Genomic DNA, 20,394 nt, shown 5'->3' on the forward strand with positions numbered 1-20,394 from the left:
CCGACACGTGTCCGCACGGGCCGGGCACCCCACCATAACGAGTTTGTATAAATGTAGACAATCCGACAGTCTGAATGTGCACAAACGGTCGATCCGGCATAACGTGGCCGTCGGCCCGAGGCCGGAGAACGGTCTCGCCCGCTCAACCGCACGCCCGATATCGAAAGAGGAACCGTATGCCCTCCACCCGAACTCATCTGCGCGCCGGCGCCGTCGCGGCCTCCGCCGCGCTCGTCGTGACTCTGGCCGCCTGCTCGTCGTCCGGCACGGACGAGGAGAGCGGCTCGACGCTCGAGCAGCTGCAGAACGACGGGAAGATCACCGTCGCGATCGCCGACGAGCGTCCGTACTCGTGGGTCGAGGGCGGCGAGCCCACCGGCGCGACCATCGCCATGCACCGCGAGATCTTCTCGAACATGGGGATCGACGACGTCGAGGTGGTCGAGGTCGACTGGAACTCGCTGATCCCCGGACTCAAGGCCGGCCGCTTCGACGCGATCAGCGCCGGGATGTCGATCCTGCCCGAACGCTGCGAGGAGGCGGCGTTCAGCGATCCCGAGATCATGTACACCACCACGCTGATGGTGCCCGAGGGCAACCCGCGCGGTCTCACCGACCTCGACTCGGTCGTCGACGACCCCGAGGTCACGCTCGCCGTGCTCGGTGGAGGGATCGAGAGCGGATACGCCGAGAAGCTCGGCATCTCGAACACGGTGTCGGTGGACAACGCGCAGTCCGGCATGGACCTCGTCGCCAACGGGCGCGCCGACGCCTTCGCGATGACGGCGATCTCGCTGAACTGGATGGCGGACAACAACCCGGACGCCGGCGTCGAGACGACCGAGGCGTTCGTCCAGGAGATCGACGGCGTGCCGCAGATCGGTGCCGGGTCGACCGTGTTCCGCACCGGTGACACGGAGCTCCTCGACGCATACAACGAGCAGCTCGCCTCCATCACGGGTGACGAGCAGGCCTACCTCGACCTCGTCGGGGAGTACGGCTTCACCGCGGAGAACCTCCCGCCGTCCGACCTGACGACCGCCCAGCTCTGCGCGGGCGAGCTCGGCTGAGGCCACCGGCGAATGGACAATCTGTCCGCGTTGTGGGCGGCTCTGCCCGCGATCGGCGGTGGCGTGCTCGTCACGCTCACGCTGACCGTGGGCGGGGCCCTCCTCGCGCTCATCGTCGCGGTGGTGCTCGGTCTCTCGGTCCGTGCCGAGAACATCGTCATCCGGGGCACCTCGCGGGTGATCATCGAGTTCTTCCGTGGCACGTCGCTGGTCGTGCAGCTGTTCTTCCTCTTCTTCGTGCTGCCCCAGCTCGGCGTCTCGATCTCCCCGATCGCGTGCGGCATCCTCGGCCTCGGTCTCAATTACGGTGCCTACGGTGCGGAGGTCATCCGCGGCTCGATCAACTCCGTCCCCACCGGGCAGTGGGAGGCGACCACCGCCCTCAGCATGACCCCTGCACACCGGATGCGCCGGGTCATCTTCCCGCAGGCCTGGGCGCTCATGATCCCCTCTCTGACGAATCTGCTCATCCAGTTGCTCAAGGGCACCGCGATCGTCGGGTTCATCACGCTCATCGACCTGACCGTGGCGCTGGACCGCCTCCGCATCCAGACCGACACCTTCTTCTACGGCGTCGTCGGCATGGTGCTCTACTTCGTGATCGCCTACGCGCTGACCCTCGTGATGAACGCCCTGGAGGTGCGCGCGAAGCACAAGCTCGGGCGCGGGGAGTCGCTGGCCGAGACCCTGCGCTTCCGCTCGCCCGTCACCCGAGGGGAGACCGCCGCATGAACGGACCCGTCTGGAGCTGGGACACCGCCTGGGCGGCGCTCCCGCACCTGCTCGAGGGCTTCTTCACGGTCACCCTCGTCGTCACCCTGGCCGGGAGCGCGATCGCCGCCGTGCTCGGCCTCGTGATCGCCGTCGTGCGCCGCAGTGCCCCTCGACCCGTCGCGGCGAGCGTCGGCTTCCTGGTGAATTTCATCCGGATGACCCCGATCGTCATCCAGCTGCTCTTCGCCTACTTCGCGCTGGTGACCGTGGATCCGCTGACCATCGGCATCGCGGTGTTCGGCATCCACTACGCGACCTACATGGCCGAGGTCTACCGTGCCGGCATCGAGTCCGTCCCGCGCGGGCAGTGGGAGGCTGCCACCGCCCTGAGTATGTCCCGCCCGCGCACCTGGACCGCCGTGGTGCTCCCGCAGGCGATCAGGGCGACCGTCCCCTCCCTGGGCAACTACGTGATCTCGATGCTGAAGGACACTCCGTTCCTCATCGCCATCACCGTGGCGGACATGGTCAGCAACGCCCTGGAGTTCGGCGGGAACAGCTTCCGCTACCTCGAGCCCATCACGCTCGCCGGTGTGATCTTCTTCCTTGCCAGCTACCCCGCATCCGTCCTCGTCCGCAGATTGGAGAAGCGCCTTGAATACGCCTCCTGAGAACTCCCGTCCCGCCATCCGCTTCGACGCGGTGCACAAGCGCTACGGCGACCACGTCGTGCTCGACGGCCTCACCTTCGACGTGCAGCAGGGCGACCGGGTCACGCTCATCGGACCGAGCGGCTCGGGCAAGACCACGATCCTCCGTCTGGTCATGACGCTGGAAGAGGCCGACGGCGGATACATCTTCATCGACGGCGAGCCGCTCACGCACGTCGAACGCGGCGGCAAGCGCGTGCCGTTGCGGGAGAAGCACCGCAACGAGGTGCGCAAGCGCATCGGCATGGTCTTCCAGCAGTTCAACCTGTTCCCGAACATGACCGTGATGGAGAACCTCATCGAGGCCCCCGTGCACGTGCTCGGCATGTCGAAGGCGGCGGCCACCGCGAAGGCCACCGACCTGCTGCAGAAGGTCGGCCTCGCGGACAAGGCCGACGCCCATCCGCTGCAGCTCTCGGGTGGCCAGCAGCAGCGGGTCGCCATCGCCCGTGCGCTCGCGATGGACCCGGAGATCCTGCTGCTGGACGAGGTCACCAGCGCTCTGGATCCCGAGATCGTGGGGGAGGTGCTCGGCGTGCTGCGCGACGTCGCCGAGACGACCGACATCACCATGCTCATCGTCACCCACGAGATGCAGTTCGCCCGGGACGTCTCGAACCGCGTGCTGATGTTCGATCAGGGCAGCATCGTCGAGGAGGCCGACCCCGAGACGATGTTCTCCGCGCCGCGCGAGCAGCGCACGAGGGACTTCCTCTCCGCAGTGCTGAGCGACTGAGCCTCGAGCTCGCCTCCCCCTCCCGCTCCTCGCGTCGTCGACGCGAGGAGCGCCCTCCCCTGTGGAGGACGAGGAGGCGACGATCCGACGATCCTGTGAGCGCCCCGTGAGGGTCGCCGGGATCGTCGTATGGGTTCCGTAAGGGCGGTCAAAGCAGGGGCACCGAGGGGTGTTGTATCGGGTGTTGCGTCCTCGAGACGCGCGGTCGCCGCCCGGCGATCGCCGCAGCCTGAATGGAGCTCTCTGTGCTTGACCTCGTCTACGTGCTGGGCGTGATCGTCCTGTTCGTGACCGTCGGCCTCGTCGGGAAGGCGGTGGAGAAGCTGTGATCGTGTTCGAGCTTCTCGCGACCGTGCTCGGCGTCGCTGCTGTCGTCTACCTGGTGTTCGCCCTCGTGAAGCCGGAGCGCTTCTGATGGAGTGGGGCTTCCTCATCGCGAGCGTCGCCACCCTCGCCCTCGCCCTCGCCCTCGTCTACAGGCCGGTCGGCGACTACATGGCCTGGACCTTCACGACGACGAAGGACTGGGGTGTCGAGCGCGGCATCTACAAAGTCATCGGCGTCGACCCGAAGCGCGAGCAGTCCTGGCAGGCATATCTGCGTTCGGTTCTCTCCTTCTCGATCGTGGGTGTCCTGCTGCTCTTCGCGCTCCAGCGCACGCAGCAGTGGCTGCCGTACGCCCTCGGCAACGAGAACGTCGAGTCGGGGGTGGCGTTCAACACCGCGATCTCCTTCGTGACCAACACGAACTGGCAGGCCTACTCGGGTGAGGCGCTGTCGTACACCGTGCAGTTCGCCGGTCTCGCGGTGCAGAACTTCGTGTCGGCAGCGACCGGAATAGCCGTCGCGATCGCGCTCGTGCGCGGCTTCGCATACCGTCGATCCGGCGTCATCGGCAACTTCTGGGTCGACCTCGTCCGCGGTACCTTCCGCATCCTGCTCCCGCTGTCGATCATCGCGGCCATCGTCCTGATCGCCGGCGGCGTCGTGCAGAACTTCAACGGCTACGTCGATGTGAGCACGGTCTCCGGTGGCACGCAGACGATCCCCGGTGGTCCCGTCGCCTCTCAGGAGGCGATCAAGGAGATCGGCACGAACGGCGGCGGCTTCTACAACGCGAACGCATCCCACCCCTTCGAGAACCCCGCGGCGTGGACGAGCCTGCTGCAGTGCTTCCTGATCCTGCTGATCCCCTTCTCCCTGCCGCGGACGTTCGGCAGGATCGTCGGCGACAACCGTCAGGGATACGCGATCCTCTCCGTCATGGGAACGCTGTTCCTCGCGTCGACCTTCGCTCTCGCGGCGTTCGAGTTCGCGGGCCGCGGTTCGGCTCCGGAACTCGCCGGCGCCGCGATGGAAGGCAAGGAGGCGCGGTTCGGGCTCGTGCAGTCGGTGCTCTACGCGTCGACCACCACGCTCACCTCGACGGGGTCGGTGAACTCGATGCACGACTCCTATACGGCTCTCGGCGGAATGATGCCGATGGTCAACATGCTGCTCGGCGAGATCGCGCCCGGTGGTGTGGGTGCCGGCCTGTACGGGATGCTCATCATCGCCGTGATCGCCGTCTTCGTCGCCGGCTTGCTCGTCGGACGCACGCCGGAGTACCTCGGGAAGAAGATCGGGCCGCGGGAGATGAAGCTCGCGAGCATGTACATCCTCGTGATGCCGATCCTCGTGCTCGGGGGCGTCGCCCTCAGCTTCGCGATTCCCGCGCTCCGCGGCAGCATCATCGACGAATCGCTCGCGAACAGCGGTTCGCACGGCCTCTCCGAGGTGATCTACGCGTTCGCCTCCGCAGCGAACAACAACGGATCCGCCTTCGCGGGCCTGACCGCGAGCACGCCGTGGCTGACGGCAGCACTCGGTGTCGCAATGCTCCTCGGACGGTTCCTGCCGATCGCCCTCGTCCTGGCCCTGGCCGGTTCGCTGGCCGCGCAGGACAAGGTCCCCGCCACGGCGGGCACGCTGCCGACGCATCGACCGCTCTTCATCGGTCTCACCGTCGGCACCGCGGTCCTGGTGACCGCACTCGTCTTCTTCCCCGTTCTCACGCTGGGTCCCCTGGCGGAAGGGCTGCTGTAACCATGTCCACCATCACGCACACCCCGTCGCCCGAGACATCCGAGGCGACCCCACCCGCACCGCGCAAGACGCTCACCTGGGCGCAGGTGCGAGCCGCCCTCCCGGGCGCGCTGCGCAAGGTCGACCCGCGCGCCCAGTGGCGCAATCCCGTCATGTTCATCGTGTGGGTCGGCGCCGCCCTCACCACGCTGCTCGCCGTCGCCGAGCCCTTCCTGGGCGGCCCCGCGACGTCGGGTGGCAGCAGCGTCCCGTGGTCGTTCACCTGGATCATCGCGGTGTGGCTGTGGCTCACGGTCGTCTTCGCCAATCTGGCCGAGTCGATCGCCGAAGGACGCGGCAAGGCGCAGGCCGACACGCTGCGCAAGACCCGTACCAGCACCACCGCACATCGCGTCGACGACTATGACCCGGCGAACGACGGTTCTGCGGAGGCCGCGCGCATCTCCGACGTCTCCTCCGCGGATCTCCGCCTGGGGGACACGGTCGTCGTGTCCGCCGGTGAGCTGATCCCCGGCGACGGTGACATCGTGTGGGGTATCGCGAGCGTCGACGAGTCCGCGATCACCGGCGAGTCCGCCCCCGTCGTGCGCGAATCCGGGGGAGATCGGTCAGCGGTCACCGGCGGCACGCGCGTGCTCTCGGATCGCATCGTCGTGCGCATCACCTCGAAACCGGGGGAGACGTTCGTCGATCGGATGATCGCTCTCGTCGAGGGGGCCGCGCGCCAGCGCACCCCCAACGAGATCGCGTTGAACATCCTTCTCGCGTCGTTGTCGATCGTGTTCGTGGTCGTCGCACTCACACTGAACCCGATCGCCTCCTACCCGGCGAGCCCCGCGAGCATCACCGTTCTCATCGCGCTGCTCGTCTGCCTCATCCCGACCACGATCGGTGCCCTCCTGTCCGCCATCGGCATCGCCGGCATGGATCGCCTGGTGCAGCGCAACGTCCTCGCGATGTCCGGTCGCGCGGTCGAGGCCGCGGGCGACGTCACGACACTGCTGCTCGACAAGACGGGCACGATCACGTACGGAAACCGCCGTGCGAGCGCGTTCGTCCGCATCGACGGCGTCCAGGAGCGAGAGCTCATCGAGGCGGCCGCGAAGTCGTCGCTCGCCGACCCGACGCCCGAGGGCAAGTCGATCGTCGACCTGGCACGTGCCGAAGGCGTCGACGTCGAGGCGGATGCCGGCGGTGAGATCGTCCCGTTCACGGCTCAGACCCGCATGTCGGGACTGGACCTCGACGACGGGACGCAGATCCGCAAGGGCGCGGGCAGCGCCATCACCGCGTGGCTGGAGGAAGACGGCGCGCGTCTGCCGAGCAGCGAACTCGCCGAGCTGGACGAGCACGTCCAGCACATCTCGCAGTCCGGCGGGACGCCTCTGGTCGTCGCCGTGAAGGCGGCCGACGGTCGTCGCCGGGTGCTCGGCGTCATCCACCTGAAGGACATCGTCAAGGAGGGGCTGACCGAGCGGTTCGCCGAACTCCGCGCGATGGGCATCCGCACCGTCATGGTCACCGGTGACAATCCGCTGACGGCCGCGGCGATCGCCACGGAGGCGGGAGTCGACGACTTCCTCGCCGAGGCGACGCCTGAGCAGAAGCTGGCGTACATCCGCAAGGAGCAGGACGGCGGCAACCTGGTGGCGATGACCGGCGACGGCACCAACGATGCGCCCGCGCTCGCGCAGGCGGACGTGGGTGTGGCGATGAACACCGGAACGTCGGCCGCGAAGGAAGCCGGCAACATGGTCGACCTCGATTCCGACCCGACGAAGCTCATCGACATCGTCGCGATCGGGAAGCAGCTGCTCATCACGCGCGGCGCACTGACCACGTTCTCGATCGCGAACGACATCGCGAAGTACTTCGCCATCATCCCGGCCATCTTCATGGGCGTCTTCCCGCAGCTCGCGGTGCTGAACGTCATGGGGTTGCACTCTCCGGCATCGGCGGTGCTGTCCGCGGTGATCTTCAACGCCATCGTGATCGTCTTCCTCGTGCCGCTCGCCCTGCGAGGAGTGAAGTACCGCCCCCTCAACGCCTCGAAGATCCTCGGACGCAACCTCGCCGTATACGGACTCGGCGGCATCATCACACCCTTCATCGGCATCTGGCTCATCGACCTGCTCGTGCGCCTGATCCCCGGCTTCTGATCTGACAAGGAGATCGCACACTCATGAACGCTGGAACACGCAGCGGCGGCCGCACCCTCTGGGTCGCGGTTCGCGCGATGCTCATGTTCACCGTGGTCCTCGGCATCGGCTACACCCTGCTCATCACCGGCATCGGGCAGCTCGCATTCCCCGCACAGGCGAATGGCTCAGCCCTCGTCTCGAAGGGCGGGGACGTCGTCGGATCCTCGCTCCTCGGTCAGTCGTTCACCGACGAGGAGGGTAACCCGCTTCCGGAGTACTTCCAGAGCAGGCCGTCGGCGGCCGGTGACGGCTATGACGGCACGGCGTCGTCCGGCACCAACCAGGGGCCGGAGAACGAGGACCTCGTCGCGGCGATCGCAGAACGCAAGGCGCAGATCGCCGAGTTCAACGGGGTCGACGAGTCCGCGGTACCCGCAGACGCGGTGACCTCGTCGAGTTCCGGCCTCGACCCGCACATCAGCCCGGCCTACGCGCAGATCCAGATCGCCCGTGTCGCCGATGCGCGCGGGATGTCGGAGGACGAGGTCGCCGCGGCGGTGGAGGCCGCCACGAGCGCTCCCAACCTCGGGTACCTCGGGGAGTCGGTCGTCAACGTCGCCGAGCTCAACCTCGCACTCGACGAGTCGGCGGGCTGAGCATGACTCGGGGGCGGCTTCGTGTGCTGCTCGGCGCCGCCCCCGGCGTCGGCAAGACCTACACCATGCTCGAAGAGGGGCGCCGACTCCTCGCTGAGGGCAAGGACGTCGTCATCGGCATCGTCGAGACGCACGGCCGTGTGGCCACCGCGACCATGACCGACGGGCTCCCGGCGATCCCTCGGATGAACGTGGGTCACCGTGGCGTCGAACTCGAGGAGATGGATCTCGCTGCGCTCTTGACCCGAGCGCCCTCCGTCGCGCTCGTCGATGAGCTCGCCCACACCAACGCACCCGGCTCCCGCAACGAGAAGCGCTGGGAGGACGTCGAGGAACTCCTCGCCGCGGGGATCGACGTGATCTCCACGCTCAACATCCAGCACATCGAATCCCTCAACGACGTCGTCGAACAGATCACCGGCGTGCCGCAACGCGAAACCGTACCCGACAACGTGCTGCGCAGCGCCGATCAGATAGAGGTCATCGACCTCGCCCCGCAGGCGCTTCGCGACCGTCTCTCCGGCGGATTCGTCTACCCGGCCGAACGCATCGACGCCGCGCTGTCGAACTACTTCCGCCTGGGCAACCTCACCGCGCTTCGCGAGCTCGCCCTCATCTGGCTGGCCGATGAGGTCGACCAGGCGCTCAAGGGGTATCGCGCTGAGCACGGCATCGACAGCACCTGGGAGGCGCGGGAGCGCGTCGTCGTCGCCCTCACCGGAGGAGCGGAGGGGGAGACCCTTCTGCGGCGCGGGTCCCGGATCGCGGCGCGGTCGGCGGGCGGGGAGCTGATGGCCGTGCACATCACCAGCCAGGACGGCCTGCGCGCGGCGAACCCGGTCGTGCTGACGGAGCAGCGCGCCCTCGTCGAGAAGCTCAACGGCACCTACCATCAGGTCGTCGGCGAGGACATCCCGACCGCCCTGGTCGAGTTCGCACGATCCGTCAACGCCACCCAACTCGTGCTCGGTGCCAGTCGGCGCGGACGCTTCACGGCGGCGTTCACCGGCCCGGGCATCGGCGCGACCGTCGTGCGCGAGTCCGGTGACATCGACGTGCACATGGTCAATCACTCCGCCGCAGGTCGTCGCTTCGCGCTGCCGCCGCTCACCGGGGCGCTGACCCGCAAGCGCCGCGTACTCGGCTTCCTCGTTGCGCTCCTCGGCGGCCCGCTGCTGACGTTCTTCCTCAGCTTCTTCCGCAGCCCCGAATCGATCACGACCGATGTGCTGAGCTACCAGCTCCTCGTCGTGATCGTCGCGCTGGTCGGCGGTATCTGGCCGGCGCTGTTCGCCGCCGTTCTGTCCGGCCTCACCCTGGACTTCCTCTTCGTCGAGCCTCTCTACACGATCCACATCCACGAGCCGCACCACCTGCTGGCGCTCGTCCTGTACGTCATCATCGCGAGCATGGTCAGCTTCATCGTCGATCGCGCCGCCCGATACACGCGCGCAGCGCGCCGGTCTGCCGCAGAGTCCGAGCTGATCCAGACGATCGCCGGCAGCGTGCTCCGCGGCGAGAACGCGATACAGGCGCTCATCGACCGCACGCGGGAGGCGTTCCACCTCGCGGGAGTCCGTCTGATGCGTGGCGACGAGGTCATCGCGCGCGCCGGGGAACCCCTGGCGGACAACCGCCACACCGACATCCGCATCGGTGACCACGCTGTGCTCGAACTCCACGGGGGCGATGTGGCAGCGTCCGAGCGTCGACTGCTGACGGTCATGACCGCTCAGCTCGCCGCGGCGCTCGAGCACCAGCGCCTCGAGAGAACCGCGAAGGAGATCGAGCCGATCGCGGCTTCCGACCGTGTGCGCGGAGCACTGCTCTCGGCGCTGAGCCATGACCTGCGTCGCCCGCTCGCCGCTGCTGCCGCCGCCGTCGGCGGCTTGCGCGCTGCGGGACCCGATCTGGACCGGCGCGACAAGCAGGAGCTGCTCGACACCGCGGACGAGAGCCTCACCGCGCTCGCGACGCTGGTGACGGATCTGCTCGATGTCAGCCGCCTCCAGACCGGGGTGCTCGCGATCGCCGACATCCCGACCGATCCGGCCGAGGTGATCGCCCCCGCTCTCGACGAACTCCAGCTCGGTCCCACGGACGTCACGCTCGCGCTCCATCACGGGGACGCGGTGGCGCAGGCGGATCCGGTGCTGCTGCAGCGTGTGGTCGTCAACCTGCTCACCAACGCCCACCGGTATTCCCCTCCGGACGTGCCCGTGCACGTCAGCACCAGCACCTTCGGTGATCACCTCGAGATCCGCATCATCGACCGCGGGCCCGGTGTCCCGGCCGAGAAGCGCGACGACATCTTCGTCCCGTTCCAGCGCCTCGGTGACACCGACAACTCGTCCGGTCTCGGGCTCGGCCTCGCGCTCTCCCGCGGCTTCGTCGAAGCCATGCACGGGACGCTGACCCCGGAGGACACCCCCGGCGGCGGACTGACCATGGTCATCGCGCTGCCCGCCACCATGCCCGCACCCGGCACATCGGAGGAGACCGAATGAAGATCCTCATCGCAGACGACGACCCGCAGATCCTGCGCGCGCTCCGCATCACCCTCACGGCCAAGGGATACGACGTGGTCACGGCATCGGATGGTGCTGCGGCCATCGCCGCGGCCATCGACCACCACGCAGACCTGTTCCTCCTCGATCTGGGTATGCCGAAGCTCGACGGGATCGAGGTGATCCACGGAATTCGCGGGTGGTCCGCGGCGCCGATCCTCGTCGTCTCGGGGCGGGCGGGTGCCTCCGACAAGGTCGAGGCGCTCGACGCCGGCGCCGACGACTACATCACCAAGCCTTTCGCCGTCGAGGAGCTCCTCGCCCGGATCAGAGCCCTGACCCGCCGGGTGCCCCAGGAAGAAGCACTTCCCCTCGTCCGGCTCGGCGACATCACCATCGATCTCGCCGCACGCAGCGTCTCCCGCGAGTCGTCCGACGGCAACCGGCAGATCCGGCTCACCCCGACGGAGTGGCAGATGATCGACATCCTCATCCGCAACGCCGGCAAGCTCGTCACCCGGCAGACACTCCTCACGGCCATCTGGGGCAACGAGCACATCGAGGACACCGGGTACCTGCGTCTGTACGTGTCGCAGCTCCGCAAGAAGCTCGAGGACACGCCGTCGGAGCCGGTGCACATCATCACCGAGCCCGGGATGGGGTACCGCCTGCTGGGCCTGACGGTCGACTGACCCTTGACAGGGTCTTCGCGCAGGTCTAACGTACAACCAAATGGTTGTACAAACGGAGTTGAGCGAAGCGGAGGTCGACCGTGTGTTCCACGCACTGGCGACGTCGACCCGGCGCGACATCCTGCGCCGGACGATCGAGCGGGAGCAGTCCGTCTCGACCCTCGCCACCGAATACGAGATGTCGTTCGCCGCGGTGCAGAAGCACGTCGCCGTGCTCGAGGCCGCGAACCTCATCGTCAAGCGCGCCGAGGGACGCGAGCGGCTCGTCCGCGCGAACCCTGAGATGATCGCCCGCGCCAGGGCGCTCCTCGCCCGATACGAAGAGCTGTGGCGATCGCGCATCGCCCGACTCGACGACCTGCTGGCCGAGACGCCTCGGTCAGGCCCCGCCGACACCACCGGCACCACGAACCCGCAACAAGGAGACTGAAATGCCCGTCACCGATGTCACCACCGACACCGAGAACCTGACGATGACCGTCGTCGCCGACTTCGCCGCCCCCATCGAGCGGGTGTGGAGCGCATACTCCGACCCGCGTCAGCTCGAGCGGTTCTGGGGCCCTCCCGGGTGGCCGGCCACGTTCACCGCCTGGGACCACACCGTCGGCGGCCGCGCCGTCTACTCGATGAACGGCCCGCGCGGCGAGAAGTCTTCCGGATCGTGGGAGTTCGTGTCGATCGACGAGCCTCACGGCTTCGAGGTCATCGACTCCTTCGTCGATGAAGACGGCACACCGCTCGACGGCTTCCCGGCGCAGCGCATGTCGTTCGCCTTCGAGTCCACCGCCGAAGGCACGCGCATGGTCACGACGAGTCACTTCGACTCGGTCGATGCGCTCGAGCAGGTCGTCGAGATGGGCCAGGTCGAGGGCATCAAGATGGCGATGGCGCAGCTCGACGCCGTTCTGCAGGACCTCCGCGCCTACGCGCAGGGCAAGGGCACCCGTGTGGAGCTGCTCGACGACACGCACGTGCGCATCACCCGCCTCGTCGAGGGGCCGCGCGAGCTGGTCTGGCGCGCGCACTTCGAGCCCGAGCTCATCCGCCAGTGGATGCTCGGCCCCGACGGCTGGGAGATGACGGAGTGCGTCGCCGCCACCGAGGTGGGCCAGTCGTACCGGAACTCCTGGGCACCGGTGGGCGACACCGAGGGGCAGCCGTTCGGCTTCGAGGGCGAGGCGCTGCTGATCGACGCCCCGCGTCGCGCCGTCAGCACCGAGCGGATGCAGGGCATGCCGACCGAAACCCTCAACGACCTGAACCTGTACGAGGAGGACGGCGCGACCCTCGTCACGCTCCTCATCGAGTACCCGGACAAGGAGACGCGCGACATGATCCTCGCCACCGGCATGGCCGACGGCATGGAGCAGTCGTTCGCCCGCCTGGAGCGCGAGCTGCTCGCCGTCTGAGCGTTCACAACTCCTCAGAACTGGTCGGCCTCGCGTGAGTCCGGCCAGTTCTGCGTCTGCTGCCCCGTGTTTCTGCGGAGTTGTGAACACTCACCACGTCTGCGTGGTCCCGCCGGACGGACAGAACCCACCCGCGCGGGATAAAGTGGCGACACGATGAGGATCACGCGCCGCACTCTGCTCCTCGGCGCCGGAGCCGGCGTCGCCTCGGTGCTTCTCGCATCCTGCACCCCGGAACCCGCGCCGACCCCCACGCCCACCCGGACGCGCGAGCCCGAGCCGCCGCCCGGTGTCCCCGCGCCGGCCGGCAGCATCCGCAGCACCTGGACGAGTGACCCGTTCTCCCTCGGCGCCGCCAGCTTCACGCCCGTCGGCGTCCTCGCCGGCACCCGTCTCGCGCTGGCGAAGCCCGTCGACGATCGGCTGTTCTTCGCAGGCGAGGCGACCGACGAAGACGCCCCCGGAACGGTACGCGGTGCCATCGCCTCGGGCGCGCGCGCCGCAGAGGAGCTCCTGATCCCGGCGACATCGGGGGAACGCGTCGCCGTGGTCGGTGCGGGCCTCGCCGGTGCGACCGCGGCCGCCCTGCTCGCGGGCGGCGGGATGCAGGTGACGGTCTTCGAGGCGAGGGACCGCGTCGGTGGACGGGTGTCCTCCCGCGTCGACGACTCCTGGCCGGTGCCCGTGCAGCTCGGTGCCTGGCTGTTCGGCGCGGACGATGCCGAGGTGCTCGACCGGCTGAGCGGCGGGGAGGTCGGCATCGTCGATCTGGCCGGTGATCTCTGGCGCACCCCCGACGGCGACATCGACCCGGTCGACCCCGAGCCGTTCGAGGCCGCCATGGTGGCGTCGCAAGCTGCTCCGGAGGACTCGTCGGTGGCCGATGCCCTGACCGCGGCGGGCATCGACCCCGCCGATCCTGGCACCGCCGCTCTCCTCGCGCTCCTCGCCTCGCGCAGTGGTGCCGGTGCCGATGAGCTCTCCAGCTGGTTCGCCCCGCCGCTGCCCACCGGGGATCTGACCGCGGCGCGCGACGACCTCACCCCGTTCGTCGAACAGGCGCTCGACGGCGTGCGGGTGGGGCTCAACTCCCCGGTCGCCCGCCTCGCCTACGACGACACGGGCGTGAGCGTGCGCCTCGGAACGGGGGAGGCGCTGTCCTTCGACCGGGTGCTCGTGACGGTGCCGCTCGGGGTGCTGCAGGACCGCAGCATCGAGTTCGATCCCCCGCTGCCGTTCTCCAACCGAGGCGCGGTCTCCGCCCTCGGCATGGGGGCGATCGAGACCGTGTGGCTGCGATGGGACGAGCCCTTCTGGGACAACGACGAGGCGATCTGGCACGCCGTGGGCGCTGACGTCGCGATCCCGACCTGGATCAATCTGCGTGCGGCGACCGGCGAGAACGTGCTCGTCGGGATCGTCGGAGGCCCGGCCGCCGTGGAGTTCGCGGAGCTCGACGAAGACGCCGCCCTCGACGCGGCTCTCGCCTCGCTCGCGCTCTACACCTGAGCGACCTTCTCCCCGGCGGGCTCCGGCTCGGGCTGCGGCTCGGCGGAGGCGTCCTCCCCACCCTCGCGCAGCCGGTGGGGCAGAGGCATCCGGCTGATCAGCACGAGCACGGTGGCGACGGCCGCGAACGAACCCAGCGCGATCGCCGAGGAGATCACGAACTCGGCCGGTCCGCTCACCTGTCGCGGGTCGAGGAAGTAATACGGATACCACCCGATCATCGGTCCGCGGATCAACGTCGCGACGCCCCACACGACCGGATAGGCGAGTGACACCGGGATCACCCGCCACGGCACGGTCCGGTGTCCGGGAGCCAGCGCCCAGGCCGCCACGGTCACCGCCGGCAGCCAGAAGTGCAGCACCTGATCGGACCACGGCACATCGATGCGGATCCCGCGGATGCCCGCCTGCCACACGAGGATCGCGAACACCAGCCCCGCCGTGATCGTCCAGGTCAGCACGAGGGCGAGAGCGACCGTGAGCCACCGGGGGTCCTTCGCACGGCGCAACGCGAGGATGCCGGCGACGGTGAGCAGCACCACGAACGCGATGTTCGACTGGTTGGTCAGGTACGCGAAGAAGTTCTGGCTCGCGACGGTGTTCGACGCCAACCCCCAGCTCAGCCGGTGGATGAGCGCCACGAGGCAGATGGCGGCGGCACTGAGGCGGAGCAGCCCGAAGACGGTACGCGCCTTCACCGCTGCGTCACCCGCCATTCCTTCATCCGCTGAGTCTACGGACCGGCTCACCGGATCATCGAGAGGAGGAGCCGTCCTGCCTCCTCGCGCGGGAGCGTGGCGAACATCGGCAGCTCCAGCACGTACCGTCCGAACAGGAAGCCGACGATCGCCACGGCCATCCGCCGTGCGTGCTCGCGCCCGAAGTCGGCCACGAGGGGTTCGAACACCGCCACCTGGATGTAGCCGCTGATCGACGCGGCGGAGTCATCCGCGGCGGCGAGACGCCGTGCGAGACCGACGAGCTGCACCCCGTGCTCCGGATGCTCCCAGACCGCGAGGATGCCGTGCGCCAGGCGCGAGAGGTCGACGGGGCCGTGACCGTCTCGTCCGCGGGCGAGCGCGATCACATCATGCGGTGCTGCGCGCAGGGCGATCGCCGCGGCGACGAGGTCGTCCCGCGATCCGAAATGATAATTGACCAGGGTGTGGCTGACGCCGACTTCCGCGGCCAGTCGACGGGACGAGATGGCCGCCAGATCACCTCGAACAACGTGCTTCTGCGCTGCCTCGAGCAGCCGAGCCCGTGCCGTCGACGATCCGCGCGGACGGCCCGGCGATTTATTGACCATTCTCGCATCGTCGCACGCGGAGCGGGACGCTGTCTGCATGGACACGAGAAGCGACACCGATACCGACACCGTCATCGTCGGAGGTGGGCCCGCCGGGCTCATGCTCGGACTGCTGCTCGCGCGTCGCGGGCTCCGGGTCACCGTGATCGAGAAGCATGCCGACTTCCTCCGCGACTTCCGGGGCGACACGATCCACCCCTCCACTCAGGAGCTGTTGGGCGAGCTCGGACTGCTCGACGACTTCCTCGCGCGCCCCCACGCCGATATGTCGGAGGTCACGCTCAGCTGGCACGGCACCGAACTGACCCTGGCCGACTTCTCACACCTGCCGACGGCGAGGAAGGTGATGACGTTCATGCCGCAGTGGGACTTCCTCGACCTGCTGGCCTCGTCTGCGGAAGAGTTCCCGGGGTTCCGCCTGCTGCGTTCGACCCGCATCCAGGACGTCGTGCGCGAGGAGGGGCGGATCGTCGGGGTCACCGGAACCGGGCCGGACGGACCGGTCGACATCCGTGCACACCTCGTCGTCGATGCGTCGGGACGTGACTCCGAGCTCCGTACCGCTGCCGGGCTTTCACCGGTCGGGGTGGCCGCGTCGATGGATGTCCTGTGGTTCAGGCTGCCGAAGGACGGCGACGAGGTGTACCCGTTCATCCAGGCCGGCGCGGGCATGGCCATCACGATCGACCGCGGGGACTTCTTCCAGATCGCGCACGTGATCCCCGCAGGTGCCTGGACGGGCTCCGAAGACGACCTGCATCGGATGAACGAGCGCCTGCGCCGCATCTCGCCTCGCCTCGGCGCCGCGGCCGCGCACCTCCGTCCGGCCGACGTGCACCTTCTGCGTGTGCGCCTGGAGCGGCTGCGTCGGTGGCACGTCGACGGGCTCCTGTGCATCGGCGACTCTGCGCACGCCATGTCTCCCGCGGGAGGCGTGGGGATCAACCTGGCCATCCAGGACGCGGTGGCCGCCGATCGCATCCTCGGGCCGGTGCTGAGTACCCGTGTGCCGCAGCGTGCCGACCTCCGCCGGGTCGAGCGTCGTCGCGTCTGGCCGGTGATCGTGACCCAGGCGATCCAGCGACGACTGCAGGGTCCTCTCCTCGCGTCGGGCGCCGCGGACGCACCTCTGCCCTTCCCGTTGCGGATGCTGCGGGATCACCCTCGCCTGTCCCGGATCACCGGGCGCTTCGTCGGGATCGGAGCGCGCCCCGAATACCTCCGGTGACCCCGGTGGTGCGCGTCAGATCAGCCGACGGAGAGCCTCTTCGAGGGAGACGCCCTGCGCGTCCGCGCGGTCGCGCAATCGGGCGTGCTCGTCCGAGGTGAGCGGGATGCGCAGTTCGATCGGGTCGTCCTCGGGCGCGTTCGTGGAGCCCGGATCGTCGAGTCCGTCGAGCAGGTCCGAGGTCTCGGCCCACAACGGCTCCGCGAGCGTGGTCGATGGCACGGCGGCCACCGGGGCGGAGCCCGTCGCAGGAACGGAGGCCGCCACAGGAGCGGATGCGGCGACGGCGGCACCGGCACCGGTGGCCCGCGTGAAGCCCGGACCTCGACGCGGCTCCTCCCCGGCCTGGTATGCCTTCGCGGCCGCGTTCGCACGCTCGTCGGCTGCCTCGTTCAGAGGGTGTCCGGCGTGGCCTTTGACCCAGGAGAACTCGACGTCACGCCCACGGATCGCCTCGTCGATGCCCTCCAGCAGGTCGCGGTTGAGCACGGGCCCGCCGTCGGACTTCCGCCAGCCCTTGCGCTTCCACCCCGGCATCCACTTGGTCACGGAGTCGATCACGTAGCGGCTGTCGCATTCGATCAGCAGCTTCTCGTCGGTGCCCGCCGTCGCACGCAGCAGCTCCAGCACCGCCCGCAACTCGCCCTGATTGTTGGTGCCGTGCGGGGAGCCGCCCGCCGCCCAGTTCGCGTCGTCGATGTACCAGGCCCAGCCGTTGGGGCCGGGGTTGCCCAGGGCGGAGCCGTCTGCGGCGGCGGTGATCGTCATCCCTCCACCGTAATGCGGTCACCGGGTGCGCGATCGCCGCGCACTCGCGTCCTCCGTGCGCGCCGCCTAGGGTGGACGGATGTCTTCCGGCACCGAATGGGAATCCTTGGTCGGCACGGCCGTGGTGATCGCGATCGCGGTCCTCGCCACCGTCGCCGTTCTCGTACTGCTGCGTCTGGTGGCCGCGCTCGTGAGTCGCCGTCTGCCGTGGGTGCGTGATTTCGCGCGCAGGGTGCGCAACGCCACGACGGCCACGGCGCTGGTCGTCGCGGTGTGGATCGCGATGTCGCTCACGGCGCCGGCCGAGCAGGGATGGTGGCCGGCGGTCTCGCGACTGTTCCTGATCTCCACCATCCTGTTCGGGTCCTGGCTGTTCGCCGCGGCGATCTCCTTCGGTTTCGAACGGCTCATCGAGCGCGAGGAGACCGTCCTGGTCGGTCCGGAGGCACGACGTCGGCGCACGCAGTTGCTCGTCATCCATCGGCTCGTGCTGGTGTCGATCGCCGTCCTGGCCCTGGGTACCGTGCTGTTCACCTTCCCCGAGATGCGGGCCGTGGGCACGAGCCTCCTCGCGTCGGCGGGTATCGCGAGCATCATCGCCGGCCTCGCGGCGCAGTCGATCCTCGGCAACCTCATCGCCGGGATACAGGTGGCCTTCACAGACGCGATCCGCGTGGGCGACGTCGTCGTGGTCGAAGGCGAGTGGGGACGGGTCGGCGAGATCAACCTGTCGTACGTGGTCGTCTACATCTGGGATGAGCGACGCCTCGTCGTGCCGTGCAGCTACTTCACCTCGACGCCGATCGAGACGTGGACGCGCAGGTCGGACAAGATCCTCGGCACCGTCTACCTGGATCTGGACTGGCGCGTGCCGATGGACGCACTGCGCGCGGAGTTCACCCGCATCGTCGAAGCCTCGCCCGCCTGGGACGGGCGCTCGTCGAGCGCACTGGTGACGGATGCACAGGGCGGGTACGTCACCGTCCGGTTGGTGATGTCGGCGAAGGACTCCGACGACCAGTGGACGATCCGCTGCGAGGTGCGGGAGAAGATGATGAGCTGGTTGCAGCGGGAGTACCCGGACGCCCTCCCGCGCACCCGGGTGGAGTTCGGACCTCAGTCGGACTCGGCGTCCGCGTCGTCGACGGGCTCCTCCGCCTCGTAGTCGCCCACGGTCTCCGCCGCCGGCTCCGCGATCGGGAAGACGATCGAGCTGACCTCGGTCGTCGCCCCGAAGCCGAGGCCGAGCGAGAGGGGGTCGACGGCGGGTTCCTCGCCGAGCACCTCGGCCTCGGAGCGCTTGACGGGCTCGGAGGGCAGTGCCCAGGGGCTCTGTTCTTCTTCCGGCTTCTGCTGGAACATTCCCATGGGTCCATTGTGAACCCACGCCTCGACGCGGAGGCCGGATTCACACGGAATTGATCGGACGCCGGGGCCGGTGCGCCGGGACTGGTTCGCCGGGGGTCAGCCCTTCGCGGCCGCCGCCTGCCGGACCGCCTCGACGAGCGCGCGCCAGGGTCCGTCGAGCGCGGAGTCGGGCAGCTCACGCTCGCGGCGTTCGACCGGAGTCCGGGCGCGGATGCGCCAGACGAAGCGGTCGGCACCCGTGTCGGTCGGTGCCTCCTGCTCCCAGGGGCACCGGTCGATCAGGTCGATCCATTCGCCGGCGTCGTCGGGTCCTGCTTCCACCTGCCACCGGCGACGGATGCCGGCGATGCCGCCCGTGCGGACGACGGCGATCACGATCGGTGCGTCAGTCGCGGGAGGAGGCTCGCTCATCTGCATAGACTCCCACGACGGTCCACGCGCGTCGAGCCGCCGTGGCCGTGGCCTCGTCGATCGTGGTGGCCGCGGCGACCGTCGCATCGGCGAACTCGAGGAAGGACGCCGTGCTCGACAGGCCGCCGGTGAGGGCCCGGTACCAGACGGTCCCCGCGCGCTCCCAGGCCTTGCCGCCGAGGTCGAGCGCGAACAGGGCGAACGCGCGGTTGGGGATGCCCGAGTTGATGTGCACCCCGCCGTTGTCCTCGGTGGTGCGCACGAAGCCGCTCATGTGATCGGGCTGCGGATCCTTGCCGAGCTCGTCGTCGTCGTAGGCGGTGCCCGGGGCGATCATCGACCGCAGCGCCGCGCCCTCGACGGCATCCGTGAAGATCTCCGCACCGATGAGCCACGTGGCGGTGTCGGCCGTCTGCCCGAGTGCATACTGCTCGGTCAGAGCACCGAAGACGTCGGCGATCGACTCGTTCAGCGCGCCCGGCTGGCCCTGGTATTCGAGGTTCGCGGTGTGCTGCACGACGCCGTGCGCGAGCTCGTGGCCGATGACCGTGAGCGAGCCGGTGAAGTGCTGGAACACCTCGCCGTCGCCGTCACCGAACACCATGCGCTCACCGTCCCAGAACGCGTTGTCGTAGTCGACGCCGTAGTGCACGGTGGCGTCCAGCGGGGCTCCGGCGTCATCGAGGGAATTGCGCCCGAAGGCGGACAGCAGCATCTCGAAGGTCGCTCCGAGGCCGTCGAAGGCTTCGTTCACCGCGGTGTCGGCCACGGGGGCGTCGTCTTCGCCGCGCACCACCGCGCCGGGGAGGCGCTGGGTGTTGCCGGCGTCGCTGATGGTGCGGTTCGGAGCATCCGACAGCTGGGCGACCAGGTCGCCGTTCTCGTCGATCGACAGGTCGATGCGGGCGCGGAACGGCGGTCGTCCGGCCGTCAGCGTCTGCCGCGCCGCAGCCGCGGCCTTCGGGAAGCGCCCCGATTCGGCCAGGCGTGCGAGCAGGTACGACGGGACGACTCCAGGACACTGTGTCGATGGTGTGCTGCTCATGGATCGACCCTACGCCGGGTGTCCGACGTCTGCGGG

21 protein-coding genes are annotated in these 20,394 nt (G+C 68.9%); 15 read left to right on the forward strand and 6 right to left on the reverse strand.

Features of this window, described 5'->3' with window-relative positions; genetic code table 11:
- The first annotated feature begins 176 nt into the window (after positions 1 to 176).
- The 13 genes from ehuB to FGL91_RS06225 all read left to right on the forward strand — a co-directional run bounded on the left by ehuB (position 177) and on the right by FGL91_RS06225 (position 14,229).
- Positions 177 to 1,070, forward strand: a complete 894-nt coding sequence (gene ehuB, locus FGL91_RS06165; protein WP_153243372.1) for an ectoine/hydroxyectoine ABC transporter substrate-binding protein EhuB — start codon at positions 177 to 179, stop codon at positions 1,068 to 1,070.
- Positions 1,071 to 1,082: 12 nt separating this feature from the next.
- The gene (locus FGL91_RS06170) at positions 1,083 to 1,802 is read left to right on the forward strand and encodes an amino acid ABC transporter permease (RefSeq protein WP_153243373.1); all 720 of its coding nucleotides are present in this window, start codon (positions 1,083 to 1,085) and stop codon (positions 1,800 to 1,802) included.
- Positions 1,799 to 2,455 carry an ectoine/hydroxyectoine ABC transporter permease subunit EhuD gene (ehuD, locus tag FGL91_RS06175; protein ID WP_047522808.1) on the forward strand — a complete coding sequence of 219 codons (657 nt, stop codon included), beginning with the start codon at positions 1,799 to 1,801 and terminating at the stop codon, positions 2,453 to 2,455. Before FGL91_RS06170 ends, ehuD begins: the two co-directional genes overlap by 4 nt.
- A complete protein-coding gene (ehuA, locus tag FGL91_RS06180) occupies positions 2,439 to 3,230 on the forward strand; it encodes an ectoine/hydroxyectoine ABC transporter ATP-binding protein EhuA (RefSeq protein ID WP_081996992.1) in 792 nt (263 codons plus the stop codon). The genes ehuD and ehuA overlap by 17 nt, the downstream gene beginning before the upstream one ends.
- Positions 3,231 to 3,555: 325 nt before the next feature.
- Positions 3,556 to 3,645: a potassium-transporting ATPase subunit F gene (locus FGL91_RS06185; protein WP_081996993.1), complete on the forward strand. Its 90-nt coding sequence runs from the start codon at positions 3,556 to 3,558 to the stop codon at positions 3,643 to 3,645.
- Positions 3,645 to 5,315 carry a potassium-transporting ATPase subunit KdpA gene (gene kdpA / locus FGL91_RS06190; protein ID WP_134352742.1) on the forward strand — a complete coding sequence of 557 codons (1,671 nt, stop codon included), beginning with the start codon at positions 3,645 to 3,647 and terminating at the stop codon, positions 5,313 to 5,315. The genes FGL91_RS06185 and kdpA overlap by 1 nt, the downstream gene beginning before the upstream one ends.
- 2 nt (positions 5,316 to 5,317) lie before the next feature.
- The gene (gene kdpB, locus FGL91_RS06195; RefSeq protein ID WP_047522812.1) at positions 5,318 to 7,474 is read left to right on the forward strand and encodes a potassium-transporting ATPase subunit KdpB; all 2,157 of its coding nucleotides are present in this window, start codon (positions 5,318 to 5,320) and stop codon (positions 7,472 to 7,474) included.
- A 23-nt stretch (positions 7,475 to 7,497) separates the two neighbouring features.
- Entirely contained in the window at positions 7,498 to 8,112 is a 615-nt protein-coding gene (kdpC, locus tag FGL91_RS06200) for a potassium-transporting ATPase subunit KdpC (RefSeq protein ID WP_153243374.1), read from the forward strand.
- Between the two features lie 2 nt (positions 8,113 to 8,114).
- Entirely contained in the window at positions 8,115 to 10,619 is a 2,505-nt protein-coding gene (locus FGL91_RS06205) for an ATP-binding protein (protein WP_153243375.1), read from the forward strand.
- A complete protein-coding gene (locus FGL91_RS06210; RefSeq protein WP_047522818.1) occupies positions 10,616 to 11,311 on the forward strand; it encodes a response regulator in 696 nt (231 codons plus the stop codon). The genes FGL91_RS06205 and FGL91_RS06210 overlap by 4 nt, the downstream gene beginning before the upstream one ends.
- A 40-nt stretch (positions 11,312 to 11,351) precedes the next feature.
- Positions 11,352 to 11,741 (forward strand): ArsR/SmtB family transcription factor, encoded by a 390-nt coding sequence (locus tag FGL91_RS06215; RefSeq protein WP_047522820.1) that lies wholly within the window; start codon positions 11,352 to 11,354, stop codon positions 11,739 to 11,741.
- A 1-nt stretch (position 11,742) separates the two neighbouring features.
- A complete protein-coding gene (locus tag FGL91_RS06220) occupies positions 11,743 to 12,720 on the forward strand; it encodes an SRPBCC family protein (RefSeq protein ID WP_153243376.1) in 978 nt (325 codons plus the stop codon).
- 156 nt (positions 12,721 to 12,876) lie between these two features.
- Complete coding sequence (locus FGL91_RS06225; protein WP_153243377.1) at positions 12,877 to 14,229, forward strand: flavin monoamine oxidase family protein; 1,353 nt, start codon at positions 12,877 to 12,879, stop codon at positions 14,227 to 14,229.
- Here FGL91_RS06225 and FGL91_RS06230 read toward each other — a convergent pair.
- Positions 14,220 to 14,945 (reverse strand): Pr6Pr family membrane protein, encoded by a 726-nt coding sequence (locus FGL91_RS06230; protein ID WP_153243378.1) that lies wholly within the window; start codon positions 14,943 to 14,945, stop codon positions 14,220 to 14,222. The two genes, FGL91_RS06225 and FGL91_RS06230, sit on opposite strands and share 10 nt — an antisense overlap.
- 29 nt (positions 14,946 to 14,974) lie before the next feature.
- Complete coding sequence (locus tag FGL91_RS06235) at positions 14,975 to 15,538, reverse strand: TetR/AcrR family transcriptional regulator (protein ID WP_194239323.1); 564 nt, start codon at positions 15,536 to 15,538, stop codon at positions 14,975 to 14,977.
- A gap of 37 nt (positions 15,539 to 15,575) precedes the next feature.
- On the opposite strand from FGL91_RS06235, the gene FGL91_RS06240 reads away from it, so the two are divergent.
- Positions 15,576 to 16,766, forward strand: coding sequence for an FAD-dependent monooxygenase (locus FGL91_RS06240; RefSeq protein ID WP_153243380.1), 1,191 nt, complete (start codon positions 15,576 to 15,578; stop codon positions 16,764 to 16,766).
- A gap of 15 nt (positions 16,767 to 16,781) precedes the next feature.
- Here FGL91_RS06240 and FGL91_RS06245 read toward each other — a convergent pair whose 3' ends face one another.
- Positions 16,782 to 17,534, reverse strand: coding sequence for a ribonuclease H family protein (locus FGL91_RS06245; protein WP_153243381.1), 753 nt, complete (start codon positions 17,532 to 17,534; stop codon positions 16,782 to 16,784).
- A gap of 79 nt (positions 17,535 to 17,613) precedes the next feature.
- On the opposite strand from FGL91_RS06245, the gene FGL91_RS06250 reads away from it, so the two are divergent.
- Entirely contained in the window at positions 17,614 to 18,699 is a 1,086-nt protein-coding gene (locus tag FGL91_RS06250) for a mechanosensitive ion channel family protein (protein WP_153243382.1), read from the forward strand.
- On the opposite strand, the gene FGL91_RS06255 is transcribed toward FGL91_RS06250, so the two are convergent.
- From FGL91_RS06255 to FGL91_RS06265, 3 genes are all read right to left on the reverse strand, one after another.
- On the reverse strand, positions 18,651 to 18,902 hold the full coding sequence (locus FGL91_RS06255) for a hypothetical protein (protein ID WP_194239324.1): 252 nt from the start codon (positions 18,900 to 18,902) through the stop codon (positions 18,651 to 18,653). The genes FGL91_RS06250 and FGL91_RS06255 overlap by 49 nt on opposite strands.
- 96 nt (positions 18,903 to 18,998) lie before the next feature.
- Entirely contained in the window at positions 18,999 to 19,313 is a 315-nt protein-coding gene (locus tag FGL91_RS06260) for a protealysin inhibitor emfourin (protein WP_153243383.1), read from the reverse strand.
- Entirely contained in the window at positions 19,288 to 20,358 is a 1,071-nt protein-coding gene (locus tag FGL91_RS06265; RefSeq protein WP_153243384.1) for a M4 family metallopeptidase, read from the reverse strand. The genes FGL91_RS06260 and FGL91_RS06265 overlap by 26 nt, the downstream gene beginning before the upstream one ends.
- Between the last annotated feature and the right edge of the window lie 36 nt (positions 20,359 to 20,394).

The sequence above is a fragment of the Microbacterium sp. CBA3102 genome, from assembly GCF_007954505.1.
In the GTDB taxonomy this organism is placed as follows: domain Bacteria; phylum Actinomycetota; class Actinomycetes; order Actinomycetales; family Microbacteriaceae; genus Microbacterium; species Microbacterium aurugineum.